Source organism: uncultured Methanobrevibacter sp. (assembly GCF_905235195.1).
In the GTDB taxonomy this organism is placed as follows: domain Archaea; phylum Methanobacteriota; class Methanobacteria; order Methanobacteriales; family Methanobacteriaceae; genus Methanarmilla.
Genome location: NZ_CAJOKH010000036.1, coordinates 12,505 through 32,401 on the forward strand (window position 1 = coordinate 12,505; position 19,897 = coordinate 32,401).

Consider the following 19,897-nt stretch of genomic DNA (forward strand, 5'->3'; position numbering starts at 1 on the left):
AATATGCAATTTATTCTAAATATTTATTTACAAGAGAAATTCCCCATTCGGTCATTTCTTTTGATTTTTCAATATTATCAGTTTCAGCAAAACATCTGAAAATTGGTTCTGTTCCACTAGGTCTAATAATCACCCAGCCATCATCTTTAAGGATTTTAACACCATCAGTTGTATCAAGTGTATAATCTGTTGTGTTTTTAATCTCTTCAGCTATTTTTGTCATGACATTTTCTTTCTGGTCATCTGGACAATGGGTTTTCATTTTAACTGTATGGTAAACTGGAAGTTCTCCTACAAGTTGGGATAATGGTTTTTTCTCCTTTGCCATAATCTCTAAAATTTTACAAACAGTCATTGCAGCGTCTCTTCCATAAACAAAATCCGGAAAGATTAATCCACCATTTTCTTCTCCACCAAAAAGACCATTGGTTTCTTTAAGTTTTCTTGCAACAAGAAGATCTCCTACTGCAGTTGCAATAACTTCTCCATTATATTCTTCTGCAATATCATAGATTGCAGTTGATGTTGCAACTGTGGTTACAATAGTTCCTCCATTATTTTCTTTAAGCATTGCCTTCTCAACAAGTGTAAATGTTTTATCTCCTAAGACAAAATTCCCTAATTCATCAATACATATTGTTCGGTCCGCATCTCCATCATGTGCAAGTCCAATATCTGCATTTAATTCTTTTACAGTACTTATTAAATCTTGAAGATTTTCTTCAATTGGTTCTGGGTCACGTCCTGGGAAGTGTCCATCAGCTTGACAATTAATAGTTGTAACATCACAGCCAAGTTTTCTAAGTAAATATGGCGCAGTATAGGATCCTGCACCGGAACCTGTATCTACAACTACTTTTAATTTTGCATCTTTAATTGCTTCTATATCTACGCCCTTAATTGCCTCTGTAATATATTCGTTGATAATAGTGTTATTTGTGTAAAATTTACCTATTTCATTCCAACTAGCTCTTTTAGGTTCTCCATCAAAGAATATATCTTCAATTTTTATTTCCATATCATCCCTTGTACCTATTCCATCTTCATCTACAAATTTGAGACCATTATATTCTGGAGGGTTGTGGGATGCAGTTACTATAATTCCACCATCATAATAGTTTCTAACTGCATATTGTATTGCAGGTGTTGGAAGTATTCCTAAATCTACTACGTCACATCCTGAAGATAATAATCCTGCAGCAATTCCATTTTTAAGCATAGGTGTTGTTGTTCTTGTATCTCCACCAATAGCAACAGTTCCTTGTACTAATGTACCATAACTTGCTGCAAGTCTAGATGCAAATTCAGGAGTCATTTCTTCATTTGCTATTCTACGAATACCGAAAGTTCCAAATAATCTTTTTTTAGACATGTTATCTCCTTTATTATATTGTATAATTAAATTCTAATCAATTAATATTATTTTCATTTGTTTGTTTAAATTGTTTATTAATTTTTTACTTTTTAGGTAAACTATTATTATTATATTATTATTATTTTATTTTAATTATTAATATTTTTTAGTTATTCACTTAATTTTAAAAATTTATAGATAAGTTATAAATAATATTTGGCTTTGTAGAAATCCTCCTATTTATTATATTTTAGTTAAACAATAAAAAATAAAATTAATTAAAATTAAGATCCATTTCAAACATTAAGGTCATAAAAAAAATTGATTTTTATAAAAATTTTTGCAAAAATCAATATGATTTCTACAAAGTCTAATATTTTAAAAAATGAAGATTTAACCTTTTAATTTTCTTTTAGAAAATAGGACTATTATTAATTTTTATTTATATTTAAAATTTAAAACTTCATTAAGAAATTAGGATAATTCATAGAATTATAATTTTTATTTTATAAAATTTATTCATCCTATAATTTTATATTTCTAGTTAATTTATTAGTTTTATATTCTTAATAATGCAGAATTTTTTTAAAAAAAGAGTTTTGTCAGTTAAATTCTGCACGTATTAAGAAATTTAAAGTAGAGAATGTCTTTAATAAAGGTTTAAAATTTAAAGACATGTTTCAAAATTTTTTTGTAGGTGAGGGGTTGAGTTAAGGGAAATTTTGAACCTCTACTTTTTTTATAAATCAAACTATGTTTAATTTATAATCGTAATTTAGTTAAATAATTTCTAATCCATTTATATCATCAATGGTTAGTTCTAATTCATTATTATATTGAGTTACAGTTCCTGTAACCTTTACTTTTCTATTTTTAAATTGATTAATGTTAATATTATGATCTTCAAAATCTTTAAGGCCAGACTCAAATACTATTATATTTATTTTTCCACTTCCATCATATAGTGTTAAAAAACATGTATCAGTATTTTTTGAAAATTTAATTTCACTTATTACTCCATTTACAGAAATTTTTTCATTAATATTATTGCTAGTAATTTCTCCAATTTCTAGTTCTTTAGTTTCTATATAACTAGAGCTTATTATCAGTCCAATAACTCCAATAATTGTTGTAATAAGTGCAATTTTATATATTTCCTTATCACCTAGTATCATAATCATACCTTATGATTTTGAATTCTATTTAATACTTGTAGGTGAGTGTATATAAACCTTTTTTAATTTAAACTAAATTAAGCATTTATTTTAAAAAATAAGATTGTATTTTAAATAATTTTTATTTTTAAAATAATTCTAAATTCTAAAATATTTTTTAATTTTATTTTGCATCGAAGAAAAAATAGTTGATGAGATTTATTTGATTTTGAAAAATAAAAAAATCAATATATATTTGAAAATTAATAAAAAAAAGATTAATATAATAATCTTTTATATAAAATCTAGAAAAATATTATAAAAAAATTATTAAGCTTTATACATTAATTCAAGTCTTTCAATTGTATCAATGTCTTTAAGGCCTTTATCTTCTCTTATTCTTTTTACTACGGGAAATCTCAACGAATAACCCGCTTCATATTCTGGAGATTTTACGATTTCACTATAAGCTATTTCAAAAATAATTTTTGGTTCTACTGTAATTTTAGTACCTTTTTGAGAAATTTTATATTCTTCCATTTTTTGTGTTAGCTCTTCTAATTGTTCATCACTAAGGCCAGTACCTACTTGAGCTATTGGTTTAAGATTTTCATCTTCATCTTGTAGTGCAATAAGGTAAGATCCGATAAATTCTCCTCTTTTTCCAATACCTTTTGTTCCTCCAATAACTACAACATCTAAGTTTTCAGGTTCTGCTTTGTATTTAAGCATTTTCTTTCCACGAATACCTGGAATATATGGTTCATAAGCATTTTTTATCATAATTCCTTCATGGCCTCCACTAATTGACTCTTCAAATAATTGTTTTGCATCATCAATATTTCCAGGACTACACAATACAAGTTTGCTTAAATGAACCATATCTGTTGTAGTTACAATACTTTCTAAAATTTCCCGTCTTGTTTTAATTGGATTATCGATTAAAGGCTCTTTATAATATAATAAATCATATAAGTATAATTCTACAGGTATGTTTTCCATAGTCTCTTCAATATTATATTTACGTCTTACACGATGTAGAATATGTTGGAAAGATAAAGGCTTTCCATTACGGGTAGCTATTATTTCTCCTTCTGCTATAAAATCATTATCTGGAAAAGCAATCTTTATTTCTTCGACAATTTCAGGAATTGCTTTTGTAATATTTTCAAGTCTACGTGTAAAGAGAGTAACCTCTCCATTATGTTTGTGGATTTGACATCTAATACCATCATATTTAGTCTCACATAATGCAAGACCCATTTCATTAATACTAATATCAATTCCTTCAGATAATTGTGCAAGCATTAATTTAACAGGCTTTCCTGGTGTAAGATTTAGTTTTTGTAGGCCTTCTCCACCTTCTTCTTTTGCTACCTTTGCAACGAGACCTAAATCATTTGTAAGCATAGATGCTCTATCTACAATTTCCTTATCAATGGAAAATGCTCCTGCTATTCCGTCTCTAATAATTCCTTCACCGACACCAATACGTAACTGTTCAACAATGGTTCTACAAATGTATTTAGATTCAACAGCACTTGCAGAAGATAATAATTCAAGAATAATAGAAATTTTTCGTGATGTTGATCTATTACCTGAGATTTCAGTTAATTTTCTAAGATTATTAAAGACAAATTCAATTGTAAGTGGTTGTGAGAAGAAAGTCATCTGTTTTTTATTTTTAACAAGTACTTCACTAGCAGCACCAATATCTCCTTTGTCTCTAACTTTATCCTCCACCTCCAGAACACTTACACCAGCTACATCTGCAACTGCTTTCATTATAAGTTTGTCTCCAATTCCTTGTTCCTCTTCACTCCATGAAGGGAAAACTTTTCCAAGGCACATAAGTGTTACTTGTGGTAGAAGCTCACTATCTACAGTTTTAAGAAAATTAGATAATATTTCAGTTTTCTCTAATCTTTTTGTAGTAGCATTTAATGCTTCATAAATATTAACTAATTCTTCATATTTCATTTTATCTTCCTAAATATTCTATTATTCGGTTCATTTATTATTCTAAATTTAAAAATCATCTTTAGCTATTTTGACAGCACAATATTCTCCACACATTGCACACATTTCATTATCATCTATTTTACATTTATCTTTATAAACTCTTGGTTTAGATGAATCAAGTGCAATTTCGAATTGTTTATCCCAATCAAAATCCCGTCTAGCTTGTGACATTTCATTTTCTTTCTCCCAAGCTTTTTCAAGACCAAGAGATACATCTGCAACTTCAGCAGCTATTTTAGTTGCAATAACACCTTCTTTAACATCTTCAAGTGAAGGTAAAGATAAATGTTCTGCAGGGGTCACATAGCATAGGAAATCTGCTCCATTTGATGCAGCTATTGCTCCACCAATTGCTGAGGTTATATGGTCATAACCTGGTGCAATATCTGTTGGAATTGGTCCAAGTACATAGAATGGTGCACCATGACATAATGTTTTTTGAACTTCCATATTTGCTTTTATTTGGTTTAGTGGAATATGTCCTGGTCCTTCAACCATTACCTGGACTTTTTCTTCTTGTGCTCTTTTTACAAGTCCTCCAAGAGTTATGAGTTCTTGAATTTGCGGAATATCACTTGCATCATGTAAACATCCAGGACGTAGTCCATCTCCTAAACTTAAGGTTATATCATACTCATATGCTATTTCAAGTAAATAATCGTAATTTTCATATAATGGATTTTCACATTCATTGTGTAATATCCATGATGCTAAAAAGGTTCCTCCACGTGATACAACTCCCATTTTTCTTTTTTGATTTTGGATTTTAGGAATAATTTCTTTAGTTATGCCACAGTGAAGGGTCATATAATCAACACCTTCTTTTGCTTGAGATTCAATAACTTTAAAGAATAGATCTTTATCCATATCAATAATTTCTTTATTGTTATTTAATGTATGAACTCCAGCTTCATAAATCGGTACAGTTCCTAGTGGAACATCTATTTCATTAAGTATTGATTTTCTAAATTCATTAAGTTTAGGCCCTGTACTTAAATCCATAACTGTATCTGCACCATATTCTACTGCAAGCTTTGCCTTTTTCAATTCAAGGTCTAAATCTTCAATTTTACTTGATGAACCAATATTTGCATTAACTTTAGTTGTAAGGCCAGCTCCTATACCACAAGTATTAGTGTCACGATTAATATTTTTAGGTATTACAATAGTACCATTAGCTAGCCCATGAAGAATTTTATTTACTTCCATTCTTTCATATTCTGCAACAGCTTCCATTTGTGGGGTAATATTACCTTTTATAGCTTCACTCATTTGAGTCATTTAATCCCTCTTTAAAAATGATTTAAAGTTCTTTAATTCATTAATTTCTAAATTTTAATCTTTAATATTTAGTATTAGTTTTTCATTGGTATTTAAAAAAATTTAATTGGAATTACAATTAGAATTTAATTAAATTTCAATAAGAATTTCAATAAAATTTATTTATTTATTAGTTTATATTTTTTAAGAATTTTTTCTTTAAAATTAGTTTTTTATTAAATTCTTTTAATGCTTTTATTAATTTATTTAATTATTATTTAATAATTTCATTTTGTTAAATTATTATTTATTAAATTATTTTAAATAGGATAAAAAGAGTTTATTATTTTTTTGGAATATATAATATTATAATATTTATTTTTTCTGTACTAATTTAATTTTTTCTTAGTTTATTAAGGAGGATTAATTTTTTTTTATTTAAAATAAATATTATAATATTATAATGTATTTTGGCTGTTTATTCATATTAAACAGTCAATTGTAAATTTAATTATGAATTTTATTTTTAATTTGTAATGGATAGTGATAGGGATTTAAATCCCTATTTTCTCCATTTATTTTTATTTCTTTTGGAGGTTAAAAATATTTAATATCTAGAGATATTGAACCATTTCATCTTGGCTTTGTTTAAATGCATTAGGTTTAACTTTCTCCATAGCTTCATTAAATGCACTCATATCAACTTTTTCTGCATCCATACTTTCTCTTAAAGTTAACATTGCAGCTTCACGACATACTGCTTCAATGTCTGCTCCGACATATCCTTCAGTACGTTTAGCTAATTTTGAAAGTTTTACATTATCTGCAAGAGGCATTTCATTTGTATGTACCTCAAAGATTTTAAGCCTACTTTCTTCATCTGGAGTCTCAACTTTAATGTGTCTGTCGAATCTTCCAGGTCTCATTAAACCAGGATCTATAATATCTGGTCTGTTTGTTGCTGCAATAATTGCAACATCATGTAAATCTTCCATTCCATCAATTTCAGTAAGTAATTGATTGACTACTCTTTGAGTAACATTAGAACTTCCGCTATCGCCACGTGTATTTGCTATAGAATCTATTTCATCGAAGAAGATTACAGTAGGCGCAGTTTGCCTTGCTTTTCTAAATACTTCTCTTACTCCTTTTTCTGATTCTCCAACCCATTTTGATAAAAGTTCAGGACCTTTAATTGCAATAAAGTTTGCATCACTTTCACTTGCAACTGCTTTTGCAAGTAAAGTTTTACCGGTTCCTGGATCACCATATAATAAAATTCCTCGTGGAGGTTCTACATGGAATTTTTTAAACTTATCTGGGTATTTTAACGGCCATTCTATTGCTTCTTGTAATTCTTGTTTTGCAGTTTCAAGTCCACCAATGTCAGACCATTTAATATCAGGTATTTGTACAAGAACTTCTCTTAAAGCTGAAGGTTGGATTTCTTTCAATGCTTCTTTAAAGTCAGCGTTATTAACAATAATCTTTTTAAGAGTTTCTTCTGGAATTTCTTCATCAGATTTATTAATCTCAGGTATGATTCTTCTAACTACTCTCATTGCAGCTTCTTTACATAATGACTCTAAATCTGCACCTACAAATCCATGGGTGCTTTCAGCAATTTTATCAAGCTCTACGTCCTTACTTAAAGGCATAGTTCTTGTGTGAATTTCCATAATTTCTCTTCTCTCTTCCCTATCTGGAACACCTATTTCGATTTCTCTATCAAATCTTCCAGGTCTTCTAAGTGCTTGATCTAATGAATCTGGTCTATTGGTTGCTCCAATAACAACAACCTGTCCTCTAGAATTAAGACCATCCATTAATGTTAGAAGTTGTGCAACGGTCCTTCTTTCTACTTCACCTTGGGTTTCTTCCCTTTTTGGTGCAATAGCATCAAGTTCGTCTATAAATATAATAGATGGTGCATTTGCTTCTGCTTCTTCAAAGAATTCCCTAAGGTTTTCTTCAGATCCTCCTACATATTTACTCATAATTTCAGGCCCATTTATTGAAATAAAATGAGCATCACTTTCACTTGCAACTGCTTTTGCAAGTAAAGTTTTACCAGTTCCAGGAGGCCCATGCATTAAGACTCCTTTTGGTGGTGCAATACCTAATCTTTCAAAAAGTTCTGGCCTTTTAAGAGGTATTTCAATCATTTCTCTAACTTTTCTTACTTCTTCTTTAAGACCACCAATATCTTCATAACTTACATTAACAAGATTAGTTACACCTTCAAGTTTAGATATATCTACAGGATGATCTTGAAGGTCAATTTGTGTATTAGGACCTACTTTTACAACTCCTGTTGGATGGGTGGATACAACAGCGAATTTTAACTCACCCATCGGGGAAATATCCATAAAATTATTAAACATATCATCAAATGGATTTCCACCTTGATTTTGCATCATTGGAGGTTTAATACCAGAACCTACAATGTCTCCTTTAGTCATTACTTTGTTTAAGAATAATCCTCTAATATCTCCTTGGATTTTCACATTATTTTCAGTTGGTGCAAGAACTACTTTTTTAGCAATTTTTACACTTGCTTTTTTTACTTCTATTTCTTCACCAATTGATGCACCTGAATTTTTACGAATAGTACCATCCATTCTTATAATTCCAAGACCTATATCAGATTGTGATGAAACAACAGTTGCAGCAGTGGTTTTAGATCCTTTTATTTCAATTAAATCTCCTTCTTCAAGACCTAATTCTCCCATTGCATTTGGGTCAATTCTTACAATTCCTTGACCAATATCACGTTGAGATAATGCTTCTGCAACTTTCAATGTTGGGGTTTTGATATTATCATCAACCATAATAATCATCTCCTTAATGTGATAATTTAATAAATTTTATATTTTTTTATGAAAGCTATAATTTATTTATTTTTTTATTTTTTATATGAAAGCTATAATTTATTAACCTTTTGTACTTAAAATATTATAATTCTTTCTTTTTAATTTTTTTATATTATTTTCATATAATTTATTAATTATAAGCTTTAAATTTTATTTATATAAAATAAATCATTATTTAACTTTTGATTTGAATTTTATATTTTATTTTTTTTAAGTTACTTTTTGTAACTATAATTAAATTGTTGGCGAATATATATAAATCTTTCGATTTTAGTAATATTTTATTATAAAATAGTAATACTTTTATTATTTTATTTTAAAAAATTTCTTTATTTTAAAAGTAAATAGTAATTGTTTAAATTAAATAAAGAATAAGTTTATATATTTTAAAAAACCTAATTAAATAATAGCCAAATAAAGAAAAATAGAGTTATTATCTAATTTTGGCTCCAAATCCTAAAATTAATTCCTTAATATCTTCAGCTGATTCTTCAGATAAACTTTCAATTTCAAAGGTATAACTGACTTTACCCTTATCAATTTGTGGCCCATTATAGGTATCAGTTAATTTTACAGAAGAAATATTTGGAACTTTCAATAGGGTATCTTTAATTATAGTACTATCTGAACATTCTTCAAAGAGACAACTTATAGAATATGTGTAAATTTTCCAATTTTTCTTCTTCCATTCAAATAATTCTTCTTCTGTAAGTATTATAATATTAGATATTTTTAATTTGTATTCTCTATTACTATTGTTTCGAGTACTTTTAAGTATTACAAAACCGTCTTTTAATTCTTTAACAATACCAACATGAACACTTTGTGAGTAGATGTGTTGGAGACCTATTTCTCTTCCAATAGATGAATGTAGTTGTTTTTCTTCATTAGTTAATGCGGCAATTGCTTTATCACTTCTTCCAAGTGCTGCTTTAACATCACCCATATGTTTTTTTGCATTAATGGTAATTTCTCTAAATTTCTCTTCATCCTCTCTTAATAGCACATCTTTAATTTCACATGTAGCATCAATAAAACTTTGACGTATATGATTACCATTTTTATTTTCGGTTTGGATTGAATAAGTTAAATATGGGTTTTGTGATGTAATACGTGCAATTATATCAATCATTAGATTGTAAATAGGACTTTCATAATTTTCTGTATCTTTAAGATTAATATTTAATTTTTCAATGGTGGATGCAATTGAAATATATGAAAAGTGAGTTAAAACCTGTACTATTCCCATCATATAATCATGATGTTCTGGTGTGGTTTCAATTATTCTCATATTTTTATTTTTTAAAAAATTGTAAATTTTGGGATACCATTTTCCTTTTACAGTCGGAGTTAAAACAATTACTTGTCCTTCTAAACTAGGTGTACGTGGTCCGAAAATTGGATGGGTTGGTATAAACTCTACTTCACTGTTTAAACATTCTTCCATAGTTTCTGTAGGTTTCATTTTAATTGATGTAACATCAATCATAACTGATCCTTTTTTCATTTTCCCTGCAAGGTTTTTAATCACCTCAACAGTATTTGCTATTGGAACGGCAATAATAAGTATATCTGAATTTTTTGCAACATAATCATTATCAGTTGTAAAGTCTACATTTAATTTTTTACTGGTTTCGATTCCTGATTTTTTATCTCTACCAGTAATAGTCACATTAAAGTTTTCACATTTAAGGTATGATGCAAGTGTTTTTCCAAGACCTTTTGTTCCACCAATAATTCCAATCTTCATTATACCCACAAAATTCTTTGATTTTTTTTAATTTGTTTAATTTATTAATATTTTTTCATTATAATTTTTTATTCTTCTAATATAAAATTATTTATTTAAAATTTTAAAATTAAGGTAATGATTATTAAAAAAAGCATTAAATTAAAATAAATTAATTTATTTTATTTAACTACTATCTATAATTTTTATACTAAATTTAGATAAAGACAATTATATTTAAAAAATTAATTAAAGATTTAATACATAAGACTAATAATCAAATCATAACATTAATTAATTTTATTAAATTATTAATAATATAATAATTGATATTTTAGTTTCAATTTTATATAATTTAATTTCAATATTATTAAATATGATTATTGATAGTTTAATTTCATTAAATATTTGATTTAATATTTAATAGTTTAGTTTAAATATTTTTATTAATAATTTCTTAAAATTTTAAAACAAGTATTCATTAATAATTTCTTAAAATTTTAAAACAAGTATTCATGTTAATATTTCAGTATTTTAGTATTATTTTAATTATTTATATCCTTAACATTGTGAATTTAGGTGGACAAATGAAAATAGTTGGTAAAAATCAAAAGGAAGGGAAAATGGATATTATTCCTGAAACTTTAGATGATCTTTGGCATTTATCTCATATTATCCAAGAAGGAGATGATATTAGTTCTGTTACTACAAGACGTATACAGGATACAAGTGGTGATAAGCTTAGAAGTGATAGAGGTGTTAAAAAAACCTTTGTTTTGGGAGTTCATGTTGAATCTATAAGTTTCCATATGTTCACTGCTAAATTACGTTTAACAGGTACTATTACAAAAGGTCCGGAAGATTTAATTCCTTTAGGTTCTCATCATACTGTGGAAGTTAAGTTTAATACTCCTATTACGATTAAAAAAGAAAAATGGTCTAAATGGGCATTAGATAGGCTTGATTTAGCTATGAAATCTTCTAAAAAATTATCTGCAATCATTGTTTTAATTGAAGATGGTACGGCTACATTAGGTCTTATTCGTCAATATGGAATAGAATATTATGGTCCAATACAGTCTAATATTTCTGGTAAGAGGATAATTGATAAAAATCGCCCAAAAGAACAAATAGAATTTTATCAACAAATTGTTAAAACCTTATTTAAATTTAAAGATATACAGAATATTGTAATTGCAGGACCAGGATTTTCAAAAGAAAACTTTTATAAATTCCTTGAAGATAACTATTCAGACCTTGCAGAAAAATCCATTTTAGAAGCTACTGGTTCTTCTGGAAGGGTAGGTATTAGTGAAGTTTTAAAGAAAGGGACTGTTGAAAAGTTAACCTCAGAAAATAGAATAGCATTTGAAATGAAAGATATTAATGACATGTTAAAATTACTTTCAACAAATCATGAACTTGTTGTTTATGGAAAGGATGAAGTAAATAATGCAGTTAATATGGGTGCTGTGAAAAAACTACTTGTTAGAGATTTAAATATTAATTCAGAGGGTATGGAATCTATTATGAATTTATGTGAAAATATGGGAGGTAAGGTTAGTATAATAAGCAGTGAACATGAAGGGGGAGAACAATTAAATGCTTTAGGTGGTGTGGCCGCAATATTAAGATATCCTATAAAATAATTTTTTTCGATTTTTTTTTAATTAATATTAATTCTATGATTTAACTTCTATTTTTAAATGCTGTCAATAGTTATTTTATTTTTTAACTTGTAATTTAATAATTTATTTTTTTTTAATAGATAAATATTATATAAGATTAGTTAAATAAATTATATTTAATATTATTATAATTTTAAAAAATTTTTAATCTTTTTAATTGTTGATGTTGTGTTTTTATGTATTCTGGAGTGATAAATGCATTAATACAAGTTTTCTTTATAACATTTTTTGCTACTATGGCATTAGATATTATTATGAGAAAATTAGGTAAAAGGGGATTTATTCACAATCTTTATCCCAATGTAAGGGGCGGAACTCCAAGAGGAGTTGGATTAGTATTATTTTTCGTTTTAAGTTTTTATGTACCTGATAAATATAGTGATCTTATACTTATAATAGGTTTATTTGCATTTATGGATGATATTCTTGGAAGAAGTAGAATTTCTCATTACAATATGCAATGGGGTCAATTATTTAGAGGAATCGGTATGATTCTTGTAATGGTTGCAGGGTTCTGTCTTGGTTTAGGACTATCTTCAATATTCATTGCACTTTTAATTCAACCATTAAATATATCAGATATGCAGCCAGGTTCTACATGTATTGTAACATTAATAATTAGTTCTATGGTTTTAGTTTTAACATTATTATTTAATGTTAACCCTGCAGATGAATTACTACCTTCATTTTATACTCCATTACTAATAATTGTTGCAATACTTGCTTATTGTCCTCTTGACTTTGCAGGTAAAATTATGTTAGGTGAAGTTGGAAATCATTCAATTGCTATTGCTTTAGGTATTTCATTTTATTTACTTGGAGGTCTTCCTGCTGTTTTAATATTTGGTTTAATTACATCAATATTAATTGCATTTGTTAGAAGAAATACTCTAAATGTATTCTTTACTCATAGAATGGGATTATTTAATCCAGTATTTTGTGATTATTTGATGGATGTTTTAACAGGTGGAGGCCTTGGAGATTTCATTAGAAAGCTCATTTGGAAAAATAAACAACCAATTGTTAATAATAATCTTTTAATTTTATTAGGTGCTAGAAGATTGGTTTATAATCCTGCAGCTCACAGATCTGGCTTTATTAATTATTAGCTATTATGTTGTGGTAGATATAATGAAAGCGTTAGTTGTTGTTACTGGTAGAGGATTAGGTGGAGATGCAGTAATTGGTTTAAATATTATTAAATCTTTAGAAGCTAAAGGTGTTCAATGTGAAATTGCATTGGATTCAAGCGCTCAAGGAATATTATTTGAAAAAAATGGTTACAGTTGGCATAGAATATCTGTTCCTCAAGCTGGAGGTCATGCGGCTAGTAAAATAACAACATTAAAGGCAGGTCTTCGAACTATTAAAGCTTCTTTTCAATGTAGAAGCTTAATTAAAAAAATCAAGGCAGATGTGGTTGTAGGTATTATTGGTGGAGGAGCAGTTGTAGGATGTTTAGCTGCTAAACTTGCCCGCACTCCTGCAGTAGGTATTTTAAGTACTCCTCTTGATACAAAGGTTTGCACTAAATTAAATAAATGTATTATATTTCCAGAAGCACATATGTTTAGGCAAAAAACAATACCTCCAAATGTTATAAAATCTTATTTTCCAGTTCAATCAAATATTTTAAAAGGAGATAAAAATAAGGCTATTTTTAAAATTAAAGAGCATTGTAAAAGAGCAGTAGCAAAAAACCCAAAGGCATTAGATTTTGATGAGAATAAAAAAACTATTCTCTTTTCATCAGGTTCTACAATCTTTGAAAAAATGGCTCGTGCCGTTTCAGATTATTCAAAATTAACAGATAAATATAATATTGTTCTTGTAGGTCTTCCTCTTGAAGATGAATATTATAATTGGTTTAATCCAGAAAATATGATTTATTTATCTTATATTGATTGGATAAAAGATTTATATGAAATAGTCGATCTTGCAGTTTTAACTGATGATGGAATGATGTTATCTGAAGCTATGATGTGCCATCTTCCGACAATTGCACTTTTAAGAGTTAAATACGGTCGTTATCATAATATGAAAGAAGTTTTTCAAGATGCAGTCTTTGAAGCAGATAATGAAAATTTAGCAGAAACTATAGAAGAAGTTATTTCAAAATTAGATTTTGTTAAATCCAAAACGGTAGTTTATGGGGATAAAATTGCTAAATCAGAAGGGCTAATTGCTGAGACTATTATAGATGAAGTAAAACATAAAGATTAGTCATTTTATTATATTTTAATTAAATTTACTTTATTTTATGGGAATTTTTAAATTACTTGAAAACTTGATTTTACATTTTTATTCAGTTTTATCATTAATATTAATTTTAAATTACTTGAGAACTTGATTTTAGGTTTTTATTCAGTTTCATCATTCATATTAAGTTTTAAATGATATTCACTTAGTAATTTAGAGATTTCCTCTTCATTATATCCTTCTAATTTTAGAAGTCTGTATTTTAAGAGTAATAATGTTTTTAATCGATTTAAATTGTCATTTTTTTCATTTTTTTCAATTTCACTATTTAAAAATTCCTCTTTTTTTAGTAAATAATAAGGACCTTCGAATTTATGTAAAAATATATTTTCATAAAACTTCAAGAGCATATTGTTATTTGTATTGGAATTTTTTAAATAGCAAAGACTATATTCAAAAATCTCATTTTCTAAACTTTCACTTAGGTCTTTTTTCATTAATGTATTGATTATTTTAAGTGAATTTTTAGATAGCTCATTTATATCTGTGTAATTTTCAAGACTCTCATGTTTTTCAATGATTAAATTAAGATTATCTGATATTTCTTTAAATAAATTAAAGATAAGATAATATTTTTCATATTTTAATAGTAATTGGAAATCTTCTTCAATAAATTCTAAGAGCCTAATATTTATATTTTCAATTATGCTCTCATGTTTTTCAATATTTTCCCATCCTTCAAAACTAAAGATTATTCTGATTTTATTTATATAATAGTCTTCATCTTCTTTGGATAGTTTAGTTTTATATTTTAATTTAAATTCTCTTAAATTATCATTGTTTTTTAAAAGATCTTTTAATAGTTCTTTTAAGTTCTTTTTACTTAATGAATCTAATATCTCATCAATTGAATTATCTTCTATTGTATTTTCTTTTAAAATTATTTTTGAATTTTCAACTGCATATAATACAGAGGCCATATGTTTACAGTAAGGATTTTCTTTTGCATAGGGGCAAGTACAATTCATTTTGAGTATTTGCTTGTCATTTAAATCTATTTTAATATTATAGTATTCACTTCCAAATACTTCTGCTTCAAGATGAGTAGTTTCATATTCAAGAAGTTCTACTCTTCCCTCAATATAGTACTGTCTACCTCGCTCTAGCACTCCTTTTTTAAATATACTTTCCCATCCTTCTTCCATATGAATCAAACTAAATATTTTTTAAAATTACATTTTATTATATCTTATAGAACTTAATACTTAAGAATTTGCTGTTATTACTTTAAAAAATTATAATTATTGGTTTAATAGAAAAATAAAATATTTTAATTCTAAATGATGTAAATCACAATTTTGAAACTTTATTATAATTTATTTAATTTTTAGGAATTTAAATTATAAATTATACATGTATTTCATTATCATGCTTACAGCATCTGATGTTGGATGTATTTCTAAAAAATCATCAAAATCTTCTATATCCATACCTAGTCTCATAAGTAGTGTCATATATGCAACACCTTCAACAGATGCGGAAGATATAGAATATATATTTTCAATTTCCTTATTTTCTTTATTTATATCTATTTTTGTCATTCCAGTATTTCTATTTAATAAATTCCAAAATGCACCAGGTCCTGCAACTCCTGGTATTTGTATTGTTTCAGTTTCAATATTTCTATTTCTTTTAACAAAGCTTACAGGCATATTAAGGGTGATTGATTCTGGAACATATTTAATATCTACTTTTTGTGATAATCCTGCCATATTCCTTGCAGCGGTTATTCCTTCTGTTCTTGCAACTGGGGTAAACATTTGACCTCCGGTAACATCACCTGCAGCATATATATTTGAAACACTTGTTTGCATCATTTCATCAACTTTAATACCACCATCAGGATTTAAATCTACTATATCTTTTACAATATCTGAATTTGGATTTCTTCCTGTACAAATAAAGTTAATTCCTTCAAATTCTCCTTTTTCAGTAATTATTGAATTTTTTCTAATTTCATTAACATTGGTGTTTTCATATATGTTAACATTTTTTAGAAGATTTTTTACTACATAATCTTTAATTGATGGATCTAATTCTTTTAAGAAGGTAGTTCTTCCAAATATATTAACTTCACTTCCAAAATTAGATAATATATTTCCAATCTCACAGGATATAACTCCACTACCAATAATATTGACCTTTGGAGGTATTTTATTAAGATTTAATAGGTCACTATGGATATATCCATGTTCGCTACCTTTAATATTTGGTATATATGGTTTTCCTCCGGTTGCAATCATAAGGTTTTTATATTCAAAACTTTCTCCATTAACAGTAACCATATCTCCATTAATTTCTGCTTCACCAAAAATCACTTCAATACCTAAGTCTTCACATTGTTTCTGTTCGATTATTCTAAGCATTTGCTGTGTTTCTTTTACCTTATCACATAATAATTTATAGTCAAGTTCAATTTCTCCTTTTATAAAACCATGTGCCTGATATGTTTTTTGATTTGCAAGATGGCGAGAAATATCTGTTAATGCACAAATAACCATACATCCTTCATTAAGGCATGTTCCTGCAATATGTTTTCTTTCTATAAGAATAGTTTCTTGATTTAATTTTCCAAGTTCTATAGACCCAATTCTACCTGCTGGTCCTGCACCTATTACAATATTTTTCATTTTAATCACCCTATTTTTACTTTTTTTACATCTTTTTAAATTTAGTTAATTATAATAATTAAATATTACTTTTATATTTTATTATTTAATTCTTTTCATAATTTTTTTCTTGTATTTAATTTTTAGCTATTTTTAAAATTTTATTTAGTTTAATTTTTATTTAATCATAATTTTTACTTTTATGAGTATAAATGGGATTATAAGGGTATTATAAAAAAGCAACTACAAGAAGAAAAGTTGCTAAAAAGTGAAGTTTTAGGTATTAAAGGATTATCCAAGGATGATAAATTTACTGATGGGCAAAATGTTGTAGTAGCAGACTATGATGATTTTATAGAAATATTAAATGATTCTGGATATAATGAAAAATTTAAAGAATTATCTATGAAAATCTTCAACTTAAAGATGAAATTAATAAGTTAAATAAAAAATTAGAAGAAAAAAGAATGAAATTTCACAAAAGATGTGAAAGTTGAAGGATTGCAGAATAATATAATTGATATTCAAGAACACACATATAATAAAGAATCAGAGTCTTATTTTAACACTAAATTCATTGATACATTTGAAAGAATGGATAGATTACCTGACCCGTTAATCAAAGAAATGAATTATTATTTGGAGCACAAACAAATATTCTAAATACAATTGATGATATTATTAATGAAAGTGTTGAGAAGGTCAATAAGATAATTGCTGAAAATAATCAGGAAAATCAGTTAATTATGGATTCAGCTATTAAAGATATTCAGAACATGTATGATCAACGTGATTTATATACATCAAAAGCTATTGAAGATACTGTTAACGGGATTAATGAAGAATTACGTGATATAAGCTTCTGGAAATTATTTAGAAATAGGAAAAAAATAGAATTAAAAGTAGATGTAAGTGATTTAAAAGAAAGTATACCTGTTGATAATAAAAAATTACTTATAAAAACTTAATGTACAAATTTCTTCATCTGAAATTAAGAAAAATCATAAGGTATATGACTTAAAACAGTTATGGATTGACACTACAAAAGATGATGATGAAGACGATAATAAACCAATAGATATTGGTAATTAATTTTATTTATTAGAAATCTAATATAATAGTGAGTGAATTATTACTCTATATTGTATTTTAATAGATTAGTATTTGGGGTTTAATTTTTTTTGAATAAGGATCTATCGCCTAAAAATTATTTTGCAAATATTTATATTTAAGAAGATTACCTAAAATAATAGGAAATATTAGGAAAAATATGATGTGAAGATATGGTACATAGTAAAAGATTTGAAGATTTAAAAGAAAAGGAAATACAAAGATTAGTTGATTCATTAGGTAAAGAAGAACCTGTTAAAGGTGTTTTAACTGATGATGAAATTTTACAATATGCTGGAAATTCTGTTTCTGCTTCAAAAATTAGATTAAAAAGAGGGATAGGTGACCAATCAGATAAATTAAAATGTAATTATAGTCTAAAACAATTATACACATGGCTCATTTGTTTAGGATTTCTGGTTTTATTATTAGGTTGGTGGGTTGATATTCGGGCAACATTAGTGATTATATTGATTTTAATAAATGTAATGATATTATACCCTCTTTATATTCTATATATAAAAGATTATACTCTTTCTGAATTTAAAAAATCTACTCAAAAGAATGAAGAAAAAAATATAAAAAAAGCGCTATGGAGCATAAAAGAAAATAAAATAAACAAAAATAAGAAAAATAAATCAAAAAATGGTGAATTATTACTATTATTCCAAAGTAAAGAAAAAATTGCAAGAGAGATGATTGAAAAAAGATTTCCAGCACCACAACTCACCAATACTAAATTTAATGCAGTTTTAGATAATTGTAAAGATATTGTCGAATCTCAAATAGAAAACTTAAATGCTTTAACTTTAACAGAAAAAACTAAATATGAAATAGAATCAAGAAAACAACTAATCAAACAAGTAATTAGAAAAATAGATGATTTAACTAACGAATTAATATTATCTGAACAAAGTGATATTGAAAATGTGATTGATGAAATGGATGATTTAATTAATTCAATTAAAGAATATAAATAATTATAAAATATTATATTTAAAAGATTAACCTTTTTTATTTAAGGAGTTAAAATATTATATATATGGAGGTTTTTTATATGCAAAAAATTATTTTATGTTTAATTATGATTTTAATTTTCTCTTCAGTTTCAGTTGTATTTGCTGTTTCTGGAGCAAATGATTTCAAAGTACCAGGTAATTTTTTAGAAAGCAATGCTGATACAAGTTTAGCTAATTTCTACTTAAAATTTTTTAATTGGTGTTTGAATGGTTAAAAAATGTCCCTATTGTGGGAGTAGCTTAGTTGATAATGTAGAAGCCTGTCCATATTGTGGAATTCATTTAGAATCATCTAATAATATATCCATTGATAATTCTCAAAATTTTGTAGCTAAGCTAACTAATTTTGATTTTAAAAATAAAAAAGTCCCAATTTTATTAGTAATTATTCTTTTAATTATTGATGGAGCGGTTATTCTGACCTTATATGGAAATAACGTAGAATTCACTGTTTTAAGCGCAGAATGCACTCATTCACCAACTAACCCTTCACAATATGTTTTACGTGCAAATATAATGTTATATCAAGTTCCTTCAAATTTAGACGAGTATTCTATAAGACAAACATACTATGATAAGTATAATACTAGAATAGGTTCTTCAACAGAATCATTAGCTTCTCATTCAAGTTGGCTGATGGATACAAAATATAATGTTGATCATGTAATATATTTAAAATCAGTCGTAGTTAATAAAAAACCCCATCCTGATCATGTATATAGGGTGTCCGCCAAAATGCAATTTTTGAATTTTGGGTCAAAATTTTTTCACATGAAATTTAATATTTTTTAAAAATACTTACTAATTTTTAATTAAAGTA

17 protein-coding genes are annotated in these 19,897 nt (G+C 26.7%); 9 read left to right on the forward strand and 8 right to left on the reverse strand.

The annotated features are described in order from the left end of the window. Nucleotides 1-10 precede the first annotated feature (10 nt). From glmM to QZ146_RS05470, 6 genes are all read right to left on the reverse strand, one after another. Nucleotides 11-1,372: a phosphoglucosamine mutase gene (gene glmM / locus QZ146_RS05445; RefSeq protein ID WP_295722649.1), complete on the reverse strand. Its 1,362-nt coding sequence runs from the start codon at nt 1,370-1,372 to the stop codon at nt 11-13. A 761-nt stretch (nt 1,373-2,133) separates the two neighbouring features. Then, nucleotides 2,134-2,529 carry an OB-fold nucleic acid binding domain-containing protein gene (locus QZ146_RS05450; protein ID WP_295722650.1) on the reverse strand — a complete coding sequence of 132 codons (396 nt, stop codon included), beginning with the start codon at nt 2,527-2,529 and terminating at the stop codon, nt 2,134-2,136. Nucleotides 2,530-2,838: 309 nt separating this feature from the next. Continuing rightward, the gene (locus QZ146_RS05455) at nt 2,839-4,488 is read right to left on the reverse strand and encodes an ATP-dependent DNA ligase (protein ID WP_295722651.1); all 1,650 of its coding nucleotides are present in this window, start codon (nt 4,486-4,488) and stop codon (nt 2,839-2,841) included. A gap of 48 nt (nt 4,489-4,536) precedes the next feature. After that, nucleotides 4,537-5,811 (reverse strand): phosphomethylpyrimidine synthase, encoded by a 1,275-nt coding sequence (gene thiC, locus QZ146_RS05460; protein WP_295722652.1) that lies wholly within the window; start codon nt 5,809-5,811, stop codon nt 4,537-4,539. A 593-nt stretch (nt 5,812-6,404) separates the two neighbouring features. After that, nucleotides 6,405-8,621, reverse strand: a complete 2,217-nt coding sequence (locus QZ146_RS05465; RefSeq protein WP_295722653.1) for a CDC48 family AAA ATPase — start codon at nt 8,619-8,621, stop codon at nt 6,405-6,407. Between the two features lie 475 nt (nt 8,622-9,096). Then, nucleotides 9,097-10,413 (reverse strand): prephenate dehydrogenase, encoded by a 1,317-nt coding sequence (locus QZ146_RS05470; RefSeq protein ID WP_295722654.1) that lies wholly within the window; start codon nt 10,411-10,413, stop codon nt 9,097-9,099. A gap of 566 nt (nt 10,414-10,979) precedes the next feature. On the opposite strand from QZ146_RS05470, the gene QZ146_RS05475 reads away from it, so the two are divergent. The 3 genes from QZ146_RS05475 (at nt 10,980) to QZ146_RS05485 (ending at nt 14,303) form a co-directional block, all read left to right on the forward strand. Then, the gene (locus tag QZ146_RS05475; protein WP_295722655.1) at nt 10,980-12,041 is read left to right on the forward strand and encodes an mRNA surveillance protein pelota; all 1,062 of its coding nucleotides are present in this window, start codon (nt 10,980-10,982) and stop codon (nt 12,039-12,041) included. A 215-nt stretch (nt 12,042-12,256) separates the two neighbouring features. Beyond that, nucleotides 12,257-13,189 carry a cell wall biosynthesis protein gene (locus QZ146_RS05480; RefSeq protein WP_295722656.1) on the forward strand — a complete coding sequence of 311 codons (933 nt, stop codon included), beginning with the start codon at nt 12,257-12,259 and terminating at the stop codon, nt 13,187-13,189. Nucleotides 13,190-13,211: 22 nt separating this feature from the next. Beyond that, nucleotides 13,212-14,303 (forward strand): glycosyltransferase, encoded by a 1,092-nt coding sequence (locus QZ146_RS05485; protein WP_295722657.1) that lies wholly within the window; start codon nt 13,212-13,214, stop codon nt 14,301-14,303. Nucleotides 14,304-14,440: 137 nt separating this feature from the next. On the opposite strand, the gene QZ146_RS05490 is transcribed toward QZ146_RS05485, so the two are convergent. Both QZ146_RS05490 and QZ146_RS05495 read right to left on the reverse strand, forming a co-directional pair. After that, a complete protein-coding gene (locus QZ146_RS05490; protein ID WP_295722658.1) occupies nt 14,441-15,484 on the reverse strand; it encodes an SWIM zinc finger domain-containing protein in 1,044 nt (347 codons plus the stop codon). Nucleotides 15,485-15,679: 195 nt separating this feature from the next. Then, nucleotides 15,680-16,969 (reverse strand): NAD(P)/FAD-dependent oxidoreductase, encoded by a 1,290-nt coding sequence (locus QZ146_RS05495; protein ID WP_295722659.1) that lies wholly within the window; start codon nt 16,967-16,969, stop codon nt 15,680-15,682. Between the two features lie 237 nt (nt 16,970-17,206). Between QZ146_RS05495 and QZ146_RS05500 the strand changes: the two genes are divergently transcribed. The 6 genes from QZ146_RS05500 to QZ146_RS05525 all read left to right on the forward strand — a co-directional run bounded on the left by QZ146_RS05500 (nt 17,207) and on the right by QZ146_RS05525 (nt 19,869). Then, the gene (locus QZ146_RS05500; protein WP_295722660.1) at nt 17,207-17,392 is read left to right on the forward strand and encodes a hypothetical protein; all 186 of its coding nucleotides are present in this window, start codon (nt 17,207-17,209) and stop codon (nt 17,390-17,392) included. 57 nt (nt 17,393-17,449) lie between these two features. Further along, the gene (locus QZ146_RS05505) at nt 17,450-17,611 is read left to right on the forward strand and encodes a hypothetical protein (protein WP_295722661.1); all 162 of its coding nucleotides are present in this window, start codon (nt 17,450-17,452) and stop codon (nt 17,609-17,611) included. A gap of 83 nt (nt 17,612-17,694) precedes the next feature. Continuing rightward, nucleotides 17,695-17,916: a hypothetical protein gene (locus QZ146_RS05510; protein WP_295722663.1), complete on the forward strand. Its 222-nt coding sequence runs from the start codon at nt 17,695-17,697 to the stop codon at nt 17,914-17,916. A gap of 315 nt (nt 17,917-18,231) precedes the next feature. Further along, entirely contained in the window at nt 18,232-19,038 is an 807-nt protein-coding gene (locus tag QZ146_RS05515; protein ID WP_295722664.1) for a hypothetical protein, read from the forward strand. A 77-nt stretch (nt 19,039-19,115) separates the two neighbouring features. Further along, nucleotides 19,116-19,292 (forward strand): hypothetical protein, encoded by a 177-nt coding sequence (locus tag QZ146_RS05520; RefSeq protein ID WP_295722665.1) that lies wholly within the window; start codon nt 19,116-19,118, stop codon nt 19,290-19,292. After that, a complete protein-coding gene (locus tag QZ146_RS05525; protein ID WP_295722666.1) occupies nt 19,285-19,869 on the forward strand; it encodes a zinc ribbon domain-containing protein in 585 nt (194 codons plus the stop codon). Before QZ146_RS05520 ends, QZ146_RS05525 begins: the two co-directional genes overlap by 8 nt. Nucleotides 19,870-19,897 lie beyond the last annotated feature (28 nt).